13 protein-coding genes and 1 pseudogene are annotated in these 17,744 nt (G+C 38.1%); 1 reads left to right on the top strand and 13 read right to left on the bottom strand.

Features of this window, described 5'->3' with window-relative positions; translation table 11 throughout:
* Nucleotides 1–1,018: 1,018 nt before the first annotated feature.
* Complete coding sequence (locus ERCIKOCA2762_RS00350) at nucleotides 1,019–2,158, top strand: IscS subfamily cysteine desulfurase (protein ID WP_157988254.1); 1,140 nt, start codon at nucleotides 1,019–1,021, stop codon at nucleotides 2,156–2,158.
* 100 nt (nucleotides 2,159–2,258) lie between these two features.
* On the opposite strand, the gene nuoN is transcribed toward ERCIKOCA2762_RS00350, so the two are convergent.
* The 13 genes and pseudogenes from nuoN to ndhC all read right to left on the bottom strand — a co-directional run bounded on the left by nuoN (nucleotide 2,259) and on the right by ndhC (nucleotide 17,427).
* A complete protein-coding gene (nuoN, locus tag ERCIKOCA2762_RS00345; protein ID WP_157988253.1) occupies nucleotides 2,259–3,722 on the bottom strand; it encodes an NADH-quinone oxidoreductase subunit NuoN in 1,464 nt (487 codons plus the stop codon).
* A gap of 6 nt (nucleotides 3,723–3,728) precedes the next feature.
* The gene (nuoM, locus tag ERCIKOCA2762_RS00340; RefSeq protein ID WP_157988252.1) at nucleotides 3,729–5,249 is read right to left on the bottom strand and encodes an NADH-quinone oxidoreductase subunit M; all 1,521 of its coding nucleotides are present in this window, start codon (nucleotides 5,247–5,249) and stop codon (nucleotides 3,729–3,731) included.
* A gap of 203 nt (nucleotides 5,250–5,452) precedes the next feature.
* Nucleotides 5,453–7,297, bottom strand: coding sequence for an NADH-quinone oxidoreductase subunit L (nuoL, locus tag ERCIKOCA2762_RS00335; protein WP_157988251.1), 1,845 nt, complete (start codon nucleotides 7,295–7,297; stop codon nucleotides 5,453–5,455).
* On the bottom strand, nucleotides 7,294–7,596 hold the full coding sequence (gene nuoK, locus ERCIKOCA2762_RS00330; protein WP_157988250.1) for an NADH-quinone oxidoreductase subunit NuoK: 303 nt from the start codon (nucleotides 7,594–7,596) through the stop codon (nucleotides 7,294–7,296). The genes nuoL and nuoK overlap by 4 nt, the downstream gene beginning before the upstream one ends.
* The gene (nuoJ, locus tag ERCIKOCA2762_RS00325; RefSeq protein WP_157988249.1) at nucleotides 7,593–8,150 is read right to left on the bottom strand and encodes an NADH-quinone oxidoreductase subunit J; all 558 of its coding nucleotides are present in this window, start codon (nucleotides 8,148–8,150) and stop codon (nucleotides 7,593–7,595) included. The genes nuoK and nuoJ overlap by 4 nt, the downstream gene beginning before the upstream one ends.
* A 14-nt stretch (nucleotides 8,151–8,164) precedes the next feature.
* Nucleotides 8,165–8,707, bottom strand: coding sequence for an NADH-quinone oxidoreductase subunit NuoI (gene nuoI / locus ERCIKOCA2762_RS00320; RefSeq protein WP_157988756.1), 543 nt, complete (start codon nucleotides 8,705–8,707; stop codon nucleotides 8,165–8,167).
* A gap of 19 nt (nucleotides 8,708–8,726) precedes the next feature.
* Nucleotides 8,727–9,701 carry an NADH-quinone oxidoreductase subunit NuoH gene (gene nuoH, locus ERCIKOCA2762_RS00315; protein WP_157988248.1) on the bottom strand — a complete coding sequence of 325 codons (975 nt, stop codon included), beginning with the start codon at nucleotides 9,699–9,701 and terminating at the stop codon, nucleotides 8,727–8,729.
* Nucleotides 9,698–12,430, bottom strand: a complete 2,733-nt coding sequence (gene nuoG, locus ERCIKOCA2762_RS00310; protein WP_415017149.1) for an NADH-quinone oxidoreductase subunit NuoG — start codon at nucleotides 12,428–12,430, stop codon at nucleotides 9,698–9,700. The genes nuoH and nuoG overlap by 4 nt, the downstream gene beginning before the upstream one ends.
* Nucleotides 12,431–12,579: 149 nt before the next feature.
* Nucleotides 12,580–13,848, bottom strand: a pseudogene (gene nuoF / locus ERCIKOCA2762_RS00305) (NADH-quinone oxidoreductase subunit NuoF); the annotation flags it as partial.
* Nucleotides 13,845–14,360, bottom strand: a complete 516-nt coding sequence (nuoE, locus tag ERCIKOCA2762_RS00300; protein WP_157988246.1) for an NADH-quinone oxidoreductase subunit NuoE — start codon at nucleotides 14,358–14,360, stop codon at nucleotides 13,845–13,847. The pseudogene nuoF and the gene nuoE, both read right to left, overlap by 4 nt.
* A gap of 2 nt (nucleotides 14,361–14,362) precedes the next feature.
* Nucleotides 14,363–16,162, bottom strand: coding sequence for an NADH-quinone oxidoreductase subunit C/D (gene nuoC / locus ERCIKOCA2762_RS00295; RefSeq protein WP_157988245.1), 1,800 nt, complete (start codon nucleotides 16,160–16,162; stop codon nucleotides 14,363–14,365).
* A 154-nt stretch (nucleotides 16,163–16,316) separates the two neighbouring features.
* Complete coding sequence (locus ERCIKOCA2762_RS00290; protein ID WP_157988244.1) at nucleotides 16,317–16,994, bottom strand: NuoB/complex I 20 kDa subunit family protein; 678 nt, start codon at nucleotides 16,992–16,994, stop codon at nucleotides 16,317–16,319.
* Nucleotides 16,995–17,019: 25 nt separating this feature from the next.
* Nucleotides 17,020–17,427: an NADH-quinone oxidoreductase subunit A gene (ndhC, locus tag ERCIKOCA2762_RS00285; RefSeq protein WP_232043099.1), complete on the bottom strand. Its 408-nt coding sequence runs from the start codon at nucleotides 17,425–17,427 to the stop codon at nucleotides 17,020–17,022.
* Nucleotides 17,428–17,744: the final 317 nt, after the last annotated feature.

Here is a 17,744-nt window from a genome sequence, read left to right as displayed (position 1 = left end):
TAACAGAAATATCTATTAACTATAAAATACAAAAGCGCATCACAATTACTGCAAATCTTTAGAAAGAACCTCTCATGACATCTCAATTCAAAGTTTAACGTTCAAGCAGTTTACAACTGTTTCACATACAAGACAAATCTACAGTATCAGACGTGATTAACAGTAATTATAAAAATACGATTTTTATCACAACTTAGAAGACAAGCAGCATATAAAAAATACTTGGAGCTTCTTCTCACTACCTCATGCTGGTATTAACATATAACACGACCTCTCTATAAACCGCACAAATCAATATCTTACAAAATCGCAAGATCATTATCAGCAATCATTACCATTGAATTACATGAAAGAACTGAGGCGCTTGATTATCTTCATTAGAAGTGAAATAGTATATAGTAATTTCTATCTGTGTTGCGTTACTGTAAATCTAAGTCAAATCATAAGTAGAATGAGGTAGCTTATGAAACTTATATTCACAAGTAGCTACGCGATAACTAACATACTTGCTATAGATTTTTGCTCCAGTATCAATATTAATTAGAGAGTACCTACCATAAGTATTTTAAGAACAATAAGCTATCTCTAAGATCTAACAGGACCACTATTTATGCTTTCAAAAATATATAAGGCTATCTCTGTAAATTCTATTATAATCGTAGGCAATGATTCCGTAGATGTTACTCAGTGTCCAGGAGAGAGTTTTCAAAACAGAAACTCAGCTTCATTCATATTTTATAGTGTCATTTGCTAAACAGGTTAAATACTAAGTGTCTAAAATATATAACGCTAATAGATTGTATTCAACATCCAGATATTTTACTTATTTTAAATTGATAGACAATGCTTATATACAGGAGCAAAGCAATTTAAAATAAAAAGAAAAACCTCCACTTGTATGCCTAATAATCACTGATTGTATCTAGCTCTATGACATGCTACACACCTCATAGACAACATACATCCAGATACTGCATTAACCTATTTACATATCATTCATTTTCATGGTAGAAAAGTAATGAAATTACCCATTTATCTAGATTACGCCGCCACTACACCAGTGGATCCACGTGTAGTAGAAAAGATGTTACAGTATCTGACTATAGAAGGTGAATTTGGTAACCCAGCTTCCCGTTCACATAGATTTGGTTGGCAAGCAGAAGAAGCAGTAGACGTTGCAAGAAATCAGATTGCAGATCTGATTGGGTCGGAGTCACGAGAAATTATTTTTACTTCTGGGGCTACTGAATCTAATAATTTAGCAATTAAAGGCGCCGCGATGTTTTATCAAAACAAAGGCCGTCATATAATTACTGTGACCACTGAACATCGATCGGTATTAGATACTTGCGCGCAGTTAGAAAAGGAAGGCTTTAGAATTACGTATCTTCAACCGCAAAATAATGGTAAAATCTCTCTGCATCAATTAGAAAAAACAATACAACGTGATACTTTATTAGTATCTGTGATGCATGTCAATAATGAAACTGGTGTGATACAAGATATTGCTTCTATAGGAAAACTATGTCACAAACTGAATGTACTCTTCCACGTTGATGCTACACAGAGTATAGGAAAATTACCGATTAAACTCCAAGAACTCCCAGTGGACCTGATGTCCTTTTCTGCTCATAAGACTTATGGCCCGAAGGGGATCGGCGCTCTTTTTGTAAGAAACGAACCACCTGTCTATCTTTCCAAACAAATGCATGGTGGAGGTCACGAACGCAATATGCGATCCGGTACACTCGCTGTACACCAAATTGTAGGTATGGGTGAAGCGTGTTTCATTGCTAAAAATCAAATGATTCAGGACATAATGCACTTTTATTCATTACGTAACACACTATGGAGTGGTATTAAATACATCAAAGCAATCTCAATCAACGGATCTATTAGCCATGGTATTAGTCATATTCTAAATATCAGCTTTCAAGGCATCAATAGCGACACATTGATGATTGCACTCAAAGATCTAGCGATTTCTACTGGTTCTGCTTGTTGTTCTAGCAAAATAGAATCTTCTTATGTTTTACGAGCTTTGGGTATCAGCTCAAAGCTCGCATATAGTTCAGTACGATTCTCATTTGGTAGGTTTACAACTGATGAAGAAATTATTCACGCGGCGCAAGTAATTAGAAAAATGATGACTCAATAGAAAAGCACAACATTATGCCATATAACAGCATATACACCAAAATCAATTATTATTCATGTCACAAGTAGCTACATCATAAGCAAACATAGACTATAGAGTGTCAAGCATTCAGTACTACGAATTGAGCTAACTCAATCATTGGTTGTGGGTAAACTCCTAACACAAAAGAACACGCAGCTAAAAAGCAAACTACAATACCCCTGGGGGTACTGACCCAGCTATATGCTAGTGGATGATAATCCATAAAATTTCTGGGAGGTAGGTATAAGATAATAATGATCCGTAGATAATAATATACTCCAATAGAACTACCGAGAATAAGCGCGCCACTTAAACTCCATAAGTGAGAAGATATTCCTAGAGAGAGGAGATAAAACTTACTTATAAAACCAATGGTCATAGGCATACCAGCCAATGATAACATATTTACTGTAATGAGTACCGCTAACAGAGGATGCTTCCAAAATAAACCACGATAAGATCCAATCAAGTCAGTGTCTTGATTAACAATTACCATTTTCATTAAAGACAGAATACCGAAAGCACCTACACTACTAAATAGATAACTCACTATACATATAGCAACTGCTTCTAGTAATTGTTTTGTATCTTGCATTGCAATGCATATAATTAAAATATACCCAAAATGCGCAATAGAAGAATAGCCCAACACGCGTTTTATGTTATTTTGTCTAAGCGCCATTAAGTTTCCCAGTAACATAGACGCCACCGCAATCACACTTAATACGGCCCCTATTCCTGGAATATTCTTGATTGAAGCACATATTAATAAACGCATAAAAGCACCGAAGACTGCTATTTTACTGGCGCTTGCTAAGAACATCCCAACTGGAGAAGCAGAGCCTTGATACACATCCGGCGTCCATAAATGGAATGGCACTAAGGAAAGTTTAAAACAAAAGCTTACTAGTATTAGACAAAAACCAGCAATTAGTAGTGGCTGAACTATTTGGCTACTATGTATAGTATTTCCTAATTCGCTAAAATCTAATGTTCCTGTATTTGCATACAACAACGCCGTCCCAAAAAGAAAAAATGCTGATGCGATTGCTGATAAAATAGTGTATTTAAACGCCGCTTCTAACGAACTGCAATGACTCTTAAACACGTATCCTATCAAACCACATAACGGTAACGACATTAATTCCATGCTCAGAAATAAAGCGGCGAAATGATTAGCACTAGCTAGTACGACGCCTCCTAACGTAGAAATCATTAAAAGTAAATAAAATTCTTCGCGATTTTCTTGAATGCTAGATAACCATGGATAAGCAAACAAACAAGTCAACAAACTCACTAAAATGACCAAACTTGCATAAAAAGTTGACGGTCTATCTACCCGCAGTAAGGGAGGAAGATCTACTACTCCAACCTTTGCGATAAAATATAAAGAAAATAGCACTAAACTCAAACCGATAATAGCAATAGTGGCATTAATTCTATGATTACGTTTAATTCCAATGCTCACCATCATAATGACTATTATGAATGCAAGAATGAATACCGGTAATAACGCAATGAATTGTTGATAATTAAATATCATAAAAACTTACAACCTTGTAGTTAACAGTGAGGAAGTCCACAACTGTTGAAGATGACTCATAGAAAAATAAGAGGTATCTAATATAATTTGAGGATATAAACCCAAAAGTAATAAAAGAACTACTAATACTACGAGTATGCTAATCTCACGTATAGACATACCTCGTAATTTCTCGTCTGATTTTGCTTCACCATAGTACGTTTGTTGTAACATAACTAATGAATATACTGCAGAAAATACTAGACTACAGGTAGCTAATACACTAATCAGAGGCGCTATCTGGAAGCTACCCGTCAAGATCATAAATTCACCAATAAAGTTCCCTGTGCTGGGGATACCCAAATTGGCCATAGCAAAAAATACAGACAATCCTGGTAACCATTGTATCCGTGACCATAAACCACCCATCTTGCGCATGTCAAGAGTATGCAAACGTTCATAGATTTGGCCACATATAATAAATAATGCTGCAGCCGAAAGACCATGTGCAATCATCTGAATCACTGCCCCCTGATATGCTATCAAGCTACCTGTGTAGATTGCAATCAACAAAAACCCCATATGAGAAACAGACGTATAAGCCACTAAACGCTTCATGTCATGTTGAGAAATAGCAATCCAGGCTCCATAACATATACTCATAACTCCTAAACACATAGCAACAGGCGCAAAGGTAATTGATGCATGCGGAAACAAAGGCAATGTAAAACGTAGTAGTCCATAAGCTGCTGTTTTTAATAAAATACCCGCTAAATCAACTGATCCTGCAGTGGGAGCCTGACTATGCGCATCGGGCAACCATCCATGCAGAGGTACAATTGGCATTTTTACTGCAAAAGCAATAAAAAAACCCATCATTAATAATTTTTCAACCTGAGGTAACATCGGGGTGTGTAGTAAAGCTTCATAATTAAAAGTTAAATTTCCAGTGGAAGAGTGATGTAAAAACACTAAGCCTACAATAGAAATTAACATTAAAAACCCACTTGCTTGAGTATACAGGAAAAACTTAGTAGCAGCAGAAACGCGCGTCTTCAAATCTGAAGATTTATGACCCCATAATGAAATTAAAAAATACATCGGAACTAACATCATTTCCCAACACAAAAAAAATAAAAAAAGGTCCATAGATAAGAAAACACCTATCGCCCCTCCCAGAATCCAGAGTAAATTTAGATGAAAAAAACCATGCCATTGCTCAATCTCTCTCCATGAACACAAGATCGCCATTATTCCTAATAAACTGGTAAGAACAATCATTAACAAGGACAGCCCATCAAGGGCTAAATGAAAATCAATACCGAATCGCGGGATCCATGGTACTGAAAATTCACTGATCCACTCCAGATTATTATTTCTCAATAAGGTGATGTGTGTAGAGTCTACCCAAAGTACCAATGCAACAAGAAATGTGAAGCTCATTGTAATAAGAGCAATCCAGCGCGGATACATAATACTTATACGTTCGGATTGCCAGCAAAATAAGCCGCCTGTCAATGGTATTGCAATTAACCAAAGTAATAACATTATAGTATCTTCTATAGTTTTTATAAAACCCTTATGGTTATCATTATATTTTTGTATTGCATTATACGAATGTGTCACCAAATGCGTATACACTTACGACATAATTACAGAGATGTACTTTAAGAGATGATTATATGTTCCTAGCGAGCGACATAAAACATAATAATCGTTTTTACTATGGACTCATAGTCTATCGCGATCTTTTAGATTATTATCGTACATGCTAAGATGCACACCACACCCAATATCATAACGGAAAGGTACCATCGTAGATAACCATTTACACTAAGAATTAATACGCGATTTGTCATAAACGCTAGTAAACCTGCGCTATTAACAACCGCAGCTAATGGATCTCGTGATAAAATATGAGAAATCATTAAGTAGCTGTTCGTAAATATCTTCTGGTATAACCAATCAAAACCCCATCCCCTTAAAAATAAAACGCGAACCAAACCACTTAATTTACCGCATGAAACTATATTTAGCCACACAGGTTTTCCTACCCATAAGAAAATCGATATGACCACACCCATGACTACTAATACACTAGAAAGCGTTTCTAATATAGCTTTGGAACCATTCAGTAATGGTGTATTTGCTGGTAATACCCCTTGTAAAGGAGGTGTAATCCAGGCTCCTACAACTGTGGAAAGCATCAATAAAACCATTAGCGGTACGTGATAGGCAATAGTCTTTTGTGTCTGTGTGTAAATCAATCTTTCTTGACCATGAAATACCAGAAAAATCATTCTACCTGTATAAAGCGATGTCAGAAACGCCCCGACTAAACCTGCTAACATTAAATTTATATCCCCATGAGATAAAGCCCCTGATAAAATAGCCCCCTTACTAAAAAAACCGGAGGTTATTAACGGAAAAGAGGCTAAGGCCGAACCACCTACTACAAAACAAATATAAACAAGAGGCATACGATAACGCAACCCCCCCATCTTAAACATGTTTTGTTCATGATTACATTCACGAATTACTGACCCAGCAGAGAGAAAAAGCAATGCTTTAAAAAACGCATGAGTCATTAAATGAAATATCGCCGGTTGCCACGCTTGCACCCCTAAAGCTACAAACATATAACCTATTTGACTCATAGTAGAATAAGCTAACACGCGCTTAATATCAGTTTGCACTAAAGCAGAACACCCGGCTAACAATAAAGTGATTGCCCCAACAATACCTACCAAATGCAGAACCGCTGGTGTTAGTAAAAATAAGACATGAGTACGGGATATCAGATATACCCCGGCAGTAACCATAGTAGCAGCATGAATAAGCGCAGAAACCGGAGTAGGACCTACCATAGCATCTGCTAGCCAAGTTTGTAATGGTATTTGAGCAGACTTCCCGACTGCTCCCCCTAAAATCATCAGCGTAATCCATGGCAATACATGCCCGGTATAAGAAAAAGGATATAAAGAAGCTAGAGCCGTGATGCGACAGAGACTGAATGTATTCATCTCATTATAAAGCATTAATAATGCAATAACGAGGCAAGCATCACCAATACGCGTGATCACAAATGCTTTCATTGCCGATCGCATATAAGATGCATTCGTATAATAAAAACCGATCAATAAGTAAGAACACAACCCTACCCCTTCCCAACCAAGGTACATTAAAACCAAATTATCAGCTAATACTAACACGACCATGCTAGCAATAAATAAATTCATATAAGCAAAAAATCTTGAATAGCCCTCTTGGTCTCGCATATACCAAGAGGAAAATAAACTAATCAGAAAGCCTACTCCTATTACGATGGTCAGTAAGGTCAAAGAGAGTCCATCTAACATAAAACTAATATCAATCCTCAATTGATCCACTTGCATCCAGGTCCATAGGATCTGATGAAAAACCTGTTGATCGCTTTTCCAGAAATCAAACCAGATGTATCCTACAACAATTGCTGCTAATCCAACTGATGTAAGAGCTATAATAGAGTTGATCGTTTCCGACAAGCGGCCTACAGAACAAGATAGAAATAAAAATCCGAGTAGTGGAAAAAGTATAGTTAAATAAAAAATATTCATCCACGCATCTCACTTAGTATATCAATATTAAGGTTCTTACTGCGGCGATAGAGATGTAGCAATAAAGCTAGACCAATGCTAGTTTCAACTGCCGTTAGACTAATAGCAAAAACAAAAATGACTTGCCCATCTGCCTGACCCCAATAACTCCCTGCTACTACCATCGCTAATGATGCAGCATTAACCATGATTTCAAGACTAATTAACATAAACAGTAAGTTACGACGAACAATTAAACCAGTTAAACCAAGGCAAAATAGAGTTGTAGCTAAAATTAATCCGCTCTTTAAAGGAATCAAATCTTTTGCTCCTCATCCGTTGTGGCAGTAACTAAGGATTCATCTATCAATGGTATTCCTGGTAGTCGAGGTTTATACCCCATATGATACCCAATGACTAATCCTGATACAAGAAGCATTGAAGTGCATTCCACAGCTAGCATATATGGTCCAAATAACTTTATACCCACCTGCTTACCATCGATAATAGCCCAAGGTATTACTGTGTCATGATTTAAAAAAATAGCATACAATAAAGTGAGAAAAAGTAAGAACGATAAAAATCCTGGACCAAGCCACATAGAGGGCTTCAGCCAGTCTTTTTCCTGTTTTATTACAATACTACTCAAATTTAACATCATCACTACAAACACAAAAAGCACCAAAATAGCACCAGCATAAATAATAATCTCTAAAGCACCAGCAAAATATGCACCAAGTGAAAAAAAGACTCCAGACACTGCTAATAATGAAGTAATTAAATATAGTAGTGCATGTATGGGTTCAATATGCGTAATCACTCGTATAGTCGAGACAACAGACACAAACCCGCAGATATAAAATATATATTCCATACCGAAACCCTTAATTAAGGTAACAAGCTCTTAACATCAATAGGTCGTGCTTCTTGCTCTGCGCATCCTTTATCTTTACCTGCAATAGACATTCCAGATATTCGGTAAAAGTTATATTGTGGACACTTTCCTACACCGGCAATTAATAAGTTTTCTTTTTCATATACTAGATCTTGGCGCTTAAACTCTCCCATCTCACAGTCTGGAATTAACTGAATTGCTGTAGTCGGACAAGCTTCTTCACATAGCCCACAAAAAATACAGCGTGAAAAATTAATCCGAAAAAACTCTGGATACCAACGTCCATCTGCCCTCTCGCCTTTCTGTAAAGAAATACAATCTACTGGACAAACTGCTGCACACAGATTACACGCTACACAACGCTCGATACCATCCGGATCACGTGTTAAAATAATGCGCCCACGATAACGCGGAGGCATAGACACAGGGTCCTCTGGATACATTAACGTTTCGCGTTTTGCAAAAGCATTGACACCAATTAACCAGATACTGCGTAAAATGGTACTACATCCAACAATAACATCTTTTAGTGTCATCATATGTGCGCCCTTTGAGCTATTCCATACATAAAATCACTGCAGCAGTGGCTAGAAGATTCAAGAGTGTTAAAGGTAGGCACACAGTCCAACCAAGTGACATTACTTGATCATAGCGTGGACGTGGTAGGGCGGCGCGAAGCAAAATAAAAAAACCTATAAAAAAAGATATCTTTATACTAAACCAAATAGCTGGTAATAAATATGGACCATGCCATCCACCAAAAAATAAAGTTACAATGAGTGCAGACACAATAAAAATACCGATATATTCACCAACAAAAAATAAACCAAACTTCATTCCAGAATATTCCACATGATAACCATCAGCTAACTCCTGTTCAGCTTCCGGTTGGTCAAATGGATGACGATGACATACAGCTAAACCAGCAATTAAAAAAACTATAAAACCTAAAAATTGTGGAATAACATTCCACATCTGCGTTTGGTTACTCACAATGCTAAGCATATTAAAAGATCCAGCCTGTGCCACTACACCCATTAAAGATAATCCTAAAAAAACTTCATAGCTCAGTGTTTGCGCAGCAGCACGTATAGCGCCTAAAAGTGAATATTTGTTATTACTAGACCAACCAGCAAACAAGATTGCATATACTGACAAACCAGCCATCATAAGAAAAAATAAAACACCAATGTTAAAATCTACTCCTATCCAAGTCGGCGTCAAGGGGACTATAATAGCCACCATAAGTAAGGCAGAAAAGGAAATAACTGGTGCTAAAATAAAGATTCTACGATCAGAAAATATAGGAACCCAATCATCTTTAAATAAAATTTTAATCATATCGGCTGCTATCTGCAATGACCCCTCCCAGCCTACACGATTTGGTCCATAACGATTTTGAAATAAACCTAGCAAGCGTCGTTCTAAAAAACTCATAAAAACACCGCATCCCACTACTACGCATAAAATAACTAAGGGTTTAATGACAGAAGCTATTATGGAAGTACTGTCTCCTGCTAACAACCTCATTTTTCCACCTTCCGCAAATTATACACATCTTCCCCACGTAGAGATAAACAAAAACCTGGAAAACCAATCGGTATGCCTACTTGCCCCACCTGTAAGTAAGAGGATAAGAATACAGGAAGAGAACACTCTTCACAATGATGCGTATATTGTATATAATCACCTTCACGGACACCTAATTGCTCTGCATCTTGCGCATTGATGATTAAATATGGCTCCGGCATACGCTGTTTAATTACATCGGAACGCTGCGTCATTTCTTCACTTCCAAAAAGATGGAAATAAGGGACTACACGCCAATAATGAGTTCGTGCCTTAAAAGAAGACGGAATACCTGTAAACCAATCAAGTAACATCGTGCTTGCCTCTATCAGACGCTCTCCTGGATCCCCTCCACGTAATTTTTCACCTATCGTGCTTTGAAATTTGTTCCAAGCCTGTGGCGAGTTCCAGCCAGGCGACCAAGCAAACGGAATCTGTGAATGTTCCTCACAGGGCTGTTGATAGCCCTCCATGGAAAAACTAAACATACTATCTGGATCCTGTGGCTGTCGAGGCTCATGAACGCTGATAGCAGAGCGCATTGCAGTACGTCCGCTAGCCCGATGTGGAGAACGTGCTATTTTTTGACCATACATGCGAAAAGAAGCATCTGGCGCTGCTTTTTTGATACCAGATAATTCTGGAAATTCCTCTACACAAGCATGAATTACATCATCTAGTTGATTCCAATTTATGACCTGACTATTCCTTTTTTGCTTAAACGCGTGAAGCCAGCGCCAACTTGCCAACATCTCTATTTTTGTATCATAATAAGCTGGGTCATATGCTTGAAAAAAACGCTGAGCGCGTCCCTCTTGATTTATGACAGTCCCGTCGCTTTCAGCAACACTGGCACTAGAAAAAATAAGATTGGCGTGCTGACTAGTGTTGGTATTTTGATGATCTAATAGAATGACATGTGTCGCATTACTTAATGCATTCTGAATGATATGACGTGGCATATAACGATATAGATCATTTTCTAAAATAATTACTACATCTGCTGTTCCGTCTGACAACTCCTCTAATGCCACGTCTAGTGAACGCCCACCCATTAACGCTAAGCCCATACTATTAGCTTCTGAAGTAAGAAAGCTGATGCCCACTTCTTGTACATGCCCTATCAATCCTTTAGCTATATTCGCTGCTGCCTGAAGCAGGGCTACACTCCCTGCATTAGTACCTGCAATAATGAGTGGTTTTTTAGAATTGCATAAAGCATCTGCGATGAGATTAATCTGAGAATCTAGCGAGGTATGCACACCAATCACTCTTGGAGCGCTTTGATCTATCCGGTGCGCAATAGCAAACCCAAGACGAGCTTGGTCTTCTACCGGAGCGTAATAACTCCAAGTGGCAATATCATCTAATCTGGTACAATCCACATTAGTGACAAATAAAGGATACCTAGCCTCTATACTACTATTCATAATTGCTGCGCTATGCCAATCATCTACTTGTTGTGCTTTAGCTATTTGACGTGATTTACCTTTGATGGCCTGACGCACTGCTAATGCCATTCGTGCAGCGACTTGAGTTACATCTTCACCTAAAATTAAGACCGCGTCATAACTTTCAATTTCACGAAGTGTAGGAGTACGTACCCCGCTTTTACGTAATATCTCTAGTATCAAATTTAGACACACCTGCTCACTCGCTAGTATACCAGTAGAAAAATTATCTTTTCCCACTAATGACAATAAAGAAAAATTACTTTCTATACTAGCGCGTGCGGACCCGATACCGACAACTTTTTTTGCTTGCCGCAATACCTCTGCTACATTGTGTACCGCTGTATTTGCATTGATTGAGGTTAACCCCGCACCCTGACGCTGCATAGGCTGTTTTGGACGATCTTTGAGGTTCACATAGCCGTACCCAAATCTTCCACGGTCACAAAGAAAATAGTGATTAACCATACCATTATAGCGATTTTCGATACGGCGTAGTTCGCCGTATCGTTCACCAAGGCTAATATTGCACCCAAGACTACATTGCTGGCAAATTCCAGGCGCAAACTGCATGTCCCACTTGCGATTATAACGCTCAGAATGAGTTTTGTCTGTAAAAACTCCCGTAGGACAAATCTCTACTAAGTTTCCTGATAGCTCACTATCTAAACATCCGTCTTCAGTACGCCCAAAGTAAATATTATCACTAGCTCCATAAACACCAAGATCTTTTCCATCTGCATAGTCTTTGTAATACCGTATACACCGATAACAAGTGATGCAACGATTCATTTCATGAGCAATAAATGGACCTAAATCCTGGTTGCGGTGAGTCCGTTTAGTAAAGCGATAACGACGTAACATATGACCATTCATTACAGTCATATCCTGTAGATGGCAATGACCACCTTCTTCGCATATGGGGCAATCATGCGGATGATTAATCATTAATAATTCTACGATACTTTTACGAAACTCTTGTGCTTCTTTATCATGAATTGAAATACGAATACCGTTAGTCACTGGAGTCATACAAGATATTATCAGACGTCCCTGAAGATCTGCAGTATCTTGATACTGCTTAACTGCACACTGACGACAAGCACCAACACTACCAAGAACAGGGTGCCAACAAAAATAAGGAATGTCTAACCCTAGGGATAAACAAGCCTGTAATACATTATCTTTACAATTCACATGGTATGCTGTGCCATCTACATAAATAATTGTAGGCATCATTATACTTCCACCAAACTAGTTCTATCATACACGTTCAAGCACTCCGCGCGATTTATATGGCACAATTTCAATATGACATTGATTAAGTAAGTGTACATCACACAAATTACACGCATCTCACCATATTGACTTTCTTGATATGCCTATAGTATACCTGCTTCAAACTCTTCATGAAAATATTTAATAGCACTCCGCAATGGGGCAATAGCACCAGGAGCGTGGGCACAAAAAGTTTTACCAGGTCCCAGATGTCTGCAAAGATATAATAACAGTTCAATATCTCCAGATTGCCCTTTCTTCTGCTCTAAAGCTCGTAAGATTTTTACGCTCCAAGGCAATCCCTCCCGACAAGGTGTACACCAACCACACGATTCACGAGAAAAGAATTTTTCTATATTATACACTAAAGATACCATGTTGATCTTATGATCCACAGCCATTGCCAGCGCCGTGCCTAGACGACTGCCAGCATGACTAATGCTTGAAAACTCCATAGGTAAATCCAGATCCTTTTCAATAAGAAAATCAGTACTCGCGCCCCCTGGTTGCCATGCTTTAAGTTTGAATCCGTCACACAAACCACCAGCATACTCTTCAAGGATTTCGCGTGCAGTCGTACCAAACGGAAGCTCCCATACGCCTGGATATTTGACTCGACCAGAAAAACCCATCAGTTTTGTTCCTGCATCAGGGCTCTTTGAGAGATTTGTATACCACTCTACACCATGATCAATAATTGCTGGAATATTAAAAAGTGTTTCCACGTTATTCACACATGTTGGTTTACCCCATACCCCTATTACGGATGGAAAGGGAGGTTTAGATCTTGGATTCGCGCGACGCCCTTCTAAGGAATTGATTAAGGCTGTTTCTTCGCCACAAATATAACGACCCGCTCCAGTATGAATGATAAGATCAAAATGAAAGTGAGTGCCGAAAATATCATTTCCTAAAAATCCTGCTTCTTTTGCTTCTGCAATAGCGCGACGTAAATTTACTTCGGCTTGAACATACTCACCTCTAAGAAAAATATACCCTCTATATACATGCAATGCATAAGCACTAATTAACATCCCTTCTATTAATTGATGTGGCATTTGCTCCATGAGTAAACGATCTTTATAAGTTCCAGGCTCCATTTCATCTGCATTACATAACAAGTATCTAAAGTTGCCTGATACATCTTTTGTCATGAGACGCCATTTCAATCCAGTGGGAAAACCTGCACCACCACGTCCTTTTAAACCAGATTGATGTACTAATGCAACCACTGCACTGGCCGTCATCACTGTTAACGCTTTTTCTGCAGCATAATACCCTTTTTTCTTGCGGTATTCATCTAGAAAAACGGGACCCCTATCTTCTCGCATACGCCAAGTTAAAGGATGGGTATAAGCAGTACGCTTCACCTGTTTCATTCGTACTTTTCCAGTAGTATACTAATATCTTCAGACGTAAGATTTCCGTATGTTGCTGTATCAATCATCATTGTTGGTGCCTTGTCACAATTTCCTAAGCAACAAGTTGGTAGTAATGTAAAACGCTGATCGTTTGTAGTCTGTCCAGGCTGAATGTGCAAGCAGTCTTCGAGCGTAGACAAAATAATCTCATATCCCATAAGATAGCACACCACACTGTCACAGTATCTAATAATATGACGACCGACTGGTCTACGATAAATTTGACTATAGAACGTTGCAACCCCCTCTACATCACTGACGGGAAGATCTAAAATATGTGCGATATCTTTAATCAGAATATCGGATACCCAGCCTCTCTCTTTCTGTATAATCTTTAACGCTTCAATTACAATCGCACGCGTATCTTCATAGAAATCCTTCTCATGCATTATAGAATCACGCTCTCGATCGCTGATCGTACTATCATCAGATTCGTACAGTGTATGAATTTTAATCCTTTTACTATACATAATTAGCGATCCACATCTGACATAACAAAATCAATACTACCAAGATACACAATTAAATCTGACACTAAACTTCCTTTAATAACCGATGGAATTTGTTGTAAGTGTGGAAAACTTGGTGTACGAATACGAGTACGATAACTCATCGTATTTCCATCACTAGTTAAATAATAACTATTGATCCCTTTCGTCGCCTCTATCATCTGGAAAGATTCATTAGCTGGTATTACCGGACCCCATGACAACTGAAGAAAATGAGTGATGAGAGTGTCAATATGCTGCAAAGTTCGCTCTTTAGGTGGTGGTGTGGTTAGTGGATGATCAGCTTTAATGGAGCCCTCTGGCATATTATGCAAGCATTGTTCTAAAATACGCATACTCTGACGTATTTCTTCCATCTTAAGGAGAACTCGAGTATAAGAACAACTGACACCATGACCAATAGGCACTTCAAAATCAAACTTTTCATAACCAGAATAAGGGCGCCACTTGCGTACATCAAAATCTAAACCAGTAGCCCGCAGCCCTGCACCAGTAGTACCCCAAGCTAATGCTTCCTCCATATTATACGCAGCCACATCTTTAGCACGCGCGATTAATATGGAATTTTTTAAAGCAACCTTCTCATATGTTCTCAAACGTTTGGGTAACCAATTCAATAAATCACGAAGTAGTTGCTCCCATCCTTTAGGAAGATCGTTTGCCACTCCCCCTATTCGAAACCAAGCCGGGTGCATACGTGCGCCAGTAATTGCCTCCACTATATTATAAATTTTTTGACGATCCGTGAAGGCTAAAAATACTGGTGACATAGAGCCAACATCTTGAATAAAAGTCGAGATATATAATAAATGACTATTAATACGAAATAACTCCGATAGCATCACGCGCATGACTTCAACGCGCTCTGGCACACTAATACCAGCTAATTTTTCTACTGACAAAACATAAGGTAGTTCATTAACACAACCACCGAGATATTCAATACGATCAGTATAAGGAATGTAGCTGTGCCAAGACTGGCGTTCAGCCATTTTTTCTGCACCGCGATGGTGGTAACCAATGTCTGGTATGCAATTAATAATTTCTTCGCCATCAAGCTGAAGAATAATACGAAACGCTCCATGCACTGAAGGATGATTCGGGCCAAGATTAAGAAACATAAAATCCTCATGAGCGTTAGAGCGCTTTAAGCCCCAATGTTCTGGATGGAAAAGCAGAGATTGCATTTCCGAATCTTCTTTTTGTTTAGTAAGCTCAAAGGGATCAAATTCAGTCGCACGAGCTGGGTAATCTTTACGTAGTGGATGTCCTTGCCAACTTTGTGGCATGAGGATGCGCGTGAGATGAGGATGGCCAATAATATTGATACCAAACATTTCCCATGTTTCTCGTTCATACCAATTAGCGTTTGGAAAAATATTACTAATAGTTGGCACATGTAAATCATTTTCAAATAACGCTATTTTAAGTATTATATCTCGATTTTGTTTGATCAAAATTAGATGATAAAACACAGAAAAATCTGCTTGCGGCAAACCAATACGATGCATTCTTTGGCGCTCATCCATTCCATGTAAGTCATACAACAGTATATATGGTTTAAATAACTTATAAAGAAATGCAATAATTTTGAGAAACTGTTCACGTTGCACCCAAACTACTTGTATACCGATACGCGTAGCTTGTAGAATAAAAGCATGCGCGCCAAAATGGTGATGGAGTTCACTGATTAGCGGATCATCTTGATGATCCTTATTCCTCCATGTTGTCTGTACAAAATCTTTTCTACTTGAATCTCTCATAGATTATTCACTATTTTCTAGTTCACTCAACTTACATGTCATATGCACATCATGCTACTAATATCAGAATCTTACCTATTTCGTCACACAATATGCTAAAAATTAAAAATGTAATTTTATTAATACATATCGACACCATCATCTGTGTATAGAATTAAATTTCATCCGGTATACGTGCAGTTGTCATAGCAATACGTTCTGCATTCTTTCTATCTCGCTCTGATGACATGTTAGCACGGTAAACACCTTGATCGCTCATTATAGATGATAATGGTCTCCGCTCTTTACCAATTGATTCTTGTAATAGTAATAACGCTTGTATGTAAGATTCTGGACGTGGTGGGCAACCCGGGATATATACATCTACTGGTAGAAATTTATCTACACCTTGTACTACTGAGTATATATCATACATACCACCAGAATTTGCACAGGCCCCCATGGAAATAACCCATTTTGGTGCAAGCATTTGATCATATAAGCGTTGTATGACTGGAACCATCTTAATGAAACAAGTACCTGCTATGATCATCAAGTCGGCTTGTCGTGGTGATATACGAATCACTTCCGACCCAAATCGAGCAATGTCATGCACTGCAGTAAATGACGTAGTCATTTCTACATAACAACAAGATAAACCAAAATTAAATGGCCAAAGAGAATTTTTTCGCCCCCAATTGACTGTGTCATGTATAAGATGTGATAGCTTTCCAAGAAAAATATTCTTATGTACATATTTCTCTAATGGATCAGTGACGCCTACTTCTTTGTGATGCAAAGGATAACGATTGTTCTCGCCATTGAGATCAGGTCTCGTTAAAGTATAATCCATATGCTGTGCCCTTCTGAATCTAAATTCATGAATCTTTGTATGTATGAGTATGTGCAGTATCTGATAAATCATGCGATATAGCTGTTTTCTTTATATCTATTGTGCGACTCATTGGAGACCAGTCAAGGGCGCCAATACGTATTAGATAAAATAAACTAACAAGTAAAACAAAAATAAACATAGTGGCTTCAGTAAATCCCATCCAACCGCTTTCACGAATAGAAGTTGACCAAGCGTACAGATATAAAGCCTCAACATCAAAAATCACAAAAAACATAGCGACTAAATAGAACTTCACAGAGAAACACAACCTAGCGCTGCCTACAGAAACAATACCAGATTCAAATGGTGTATGCGTATATCGTCCGCTTGTTTTCTCACCTAAAAACCATGATATAGCCAAGAGAGTCAAGCCGAAGCATGCTACGACCATAAAACACACACTAAATATACACTGGCTGAAAACCCTTTCTATAATTGGAGACATATTTACGAACTCAAAAAGTTAACACTGTAAGTGCTGTTCATCATATTAGAGAAGATGTTCACATCTATTTTTTTTAACATTTTATATCTCAAGTATCGCTATATTGAATTAATAGATCACTCATACGTTGATATATAAATAATCTCTAATGTCATAAGGTGATGACTAACTTATTTTACGATAACCTTGTTATCTATGGAACCGTTCCTAACGGACATATCACATAATATACACAACATCCACCATCCATACTTAAGAGAAAA

Source organism: Candidatus Erwinia haradaeae (assembly GCF_900698935.1).
GTDB classification, from domain to species: domain Bacteria; phylum Pseudomonadota; class Gammaproteobacteria; order Enterobacterales; family Enterobacteriaceae; genus Erwinia_E; species Erwinia_E haradaeae_D.
This window is presented reverse-complemented; position numbering and strand designations above follow the sequence as displayed.

Bases quoted from the DNA above. Each gene is read 5' to 3' on its own strand.
- nuoL (WP_157988251.1), bottom strand. From the start codon at position 7,297: ATGAATATTTTTTATTTAACTATACTTTTTCCACTACTCGGATTTTTA.
- ERCIKOCA2762_RS00290 (WP_157988244.1), bottom strand. From the start codon at position 16,994: ATGGATTATACTTTAACGAGACCTGATCTCAATGGCGAGAACAATCGT.
- nuoE (WP_157988246.1), bottom strand. From the start codon at position 14,360: ATGTATAGTAAAAGGATTAAAATTCATACACTGTACGAATCTGATGAT.
- nuoJ (WP_157988249.1), bottom strand. From the start codon at position 8,150: ATGGAATATATATTTTATATCTGCGGGTTTGTGTCTGTTGTCTCGACT.
- nuoC (WP_157988245.1), bottom strand. From the start codon at position 16,162: ATGAGAGATTCAAGTAGAAAAGATTTTGTACAGACAACATGGAGGAAT.
- nuoI (WP_157988756.1), bottom strand. From the start codon at position 8,707: ATGACACTAAAAGATGTTATTGTTGGATGTAGTACCATTTTACGCAGT.
- nuoG (WP_415017149.1), bottom strand. From the start codon at position 12,430: ATGATGCCTACAATTATTTATGTAGATGGCACAGCATACCATGTGAAT.
- ERCIKOCA2762_RS00350 (WP_157988254.1), top strand. From the start codon at position 1,019: ATGAAATTACCCATTTATCTAGATTACGCCGCCACTACACCAGTGGAT.
- nuoN (WP_157988253.1), bottom strand. From the start codon at position 3,722: ATGATATTTAATTATCAACAATTCATTGCGTTATTACCGGTATTCATT.
- ndhC (WP_232043099.1), bottom strand. From the start codon at position 17,427: ATGGTCGTAGCATGCTTCGGCTTGACTCTCTTGGCTATATCATGGTTT.
- nuoH (WP_157988248.1), bottom strand. From the start codon at position 9,701: ATGAGGTTGTTAGCAGGAGACAGTACTTCCATAATAGCTTCTGTCATT.
- nuoM (WP_157988252.1), bottom strand. From the start codon at position 5,249: ATGTTATTACTTTGGTTAATTGCAATACCATTGACAGGCGGCTTATTT.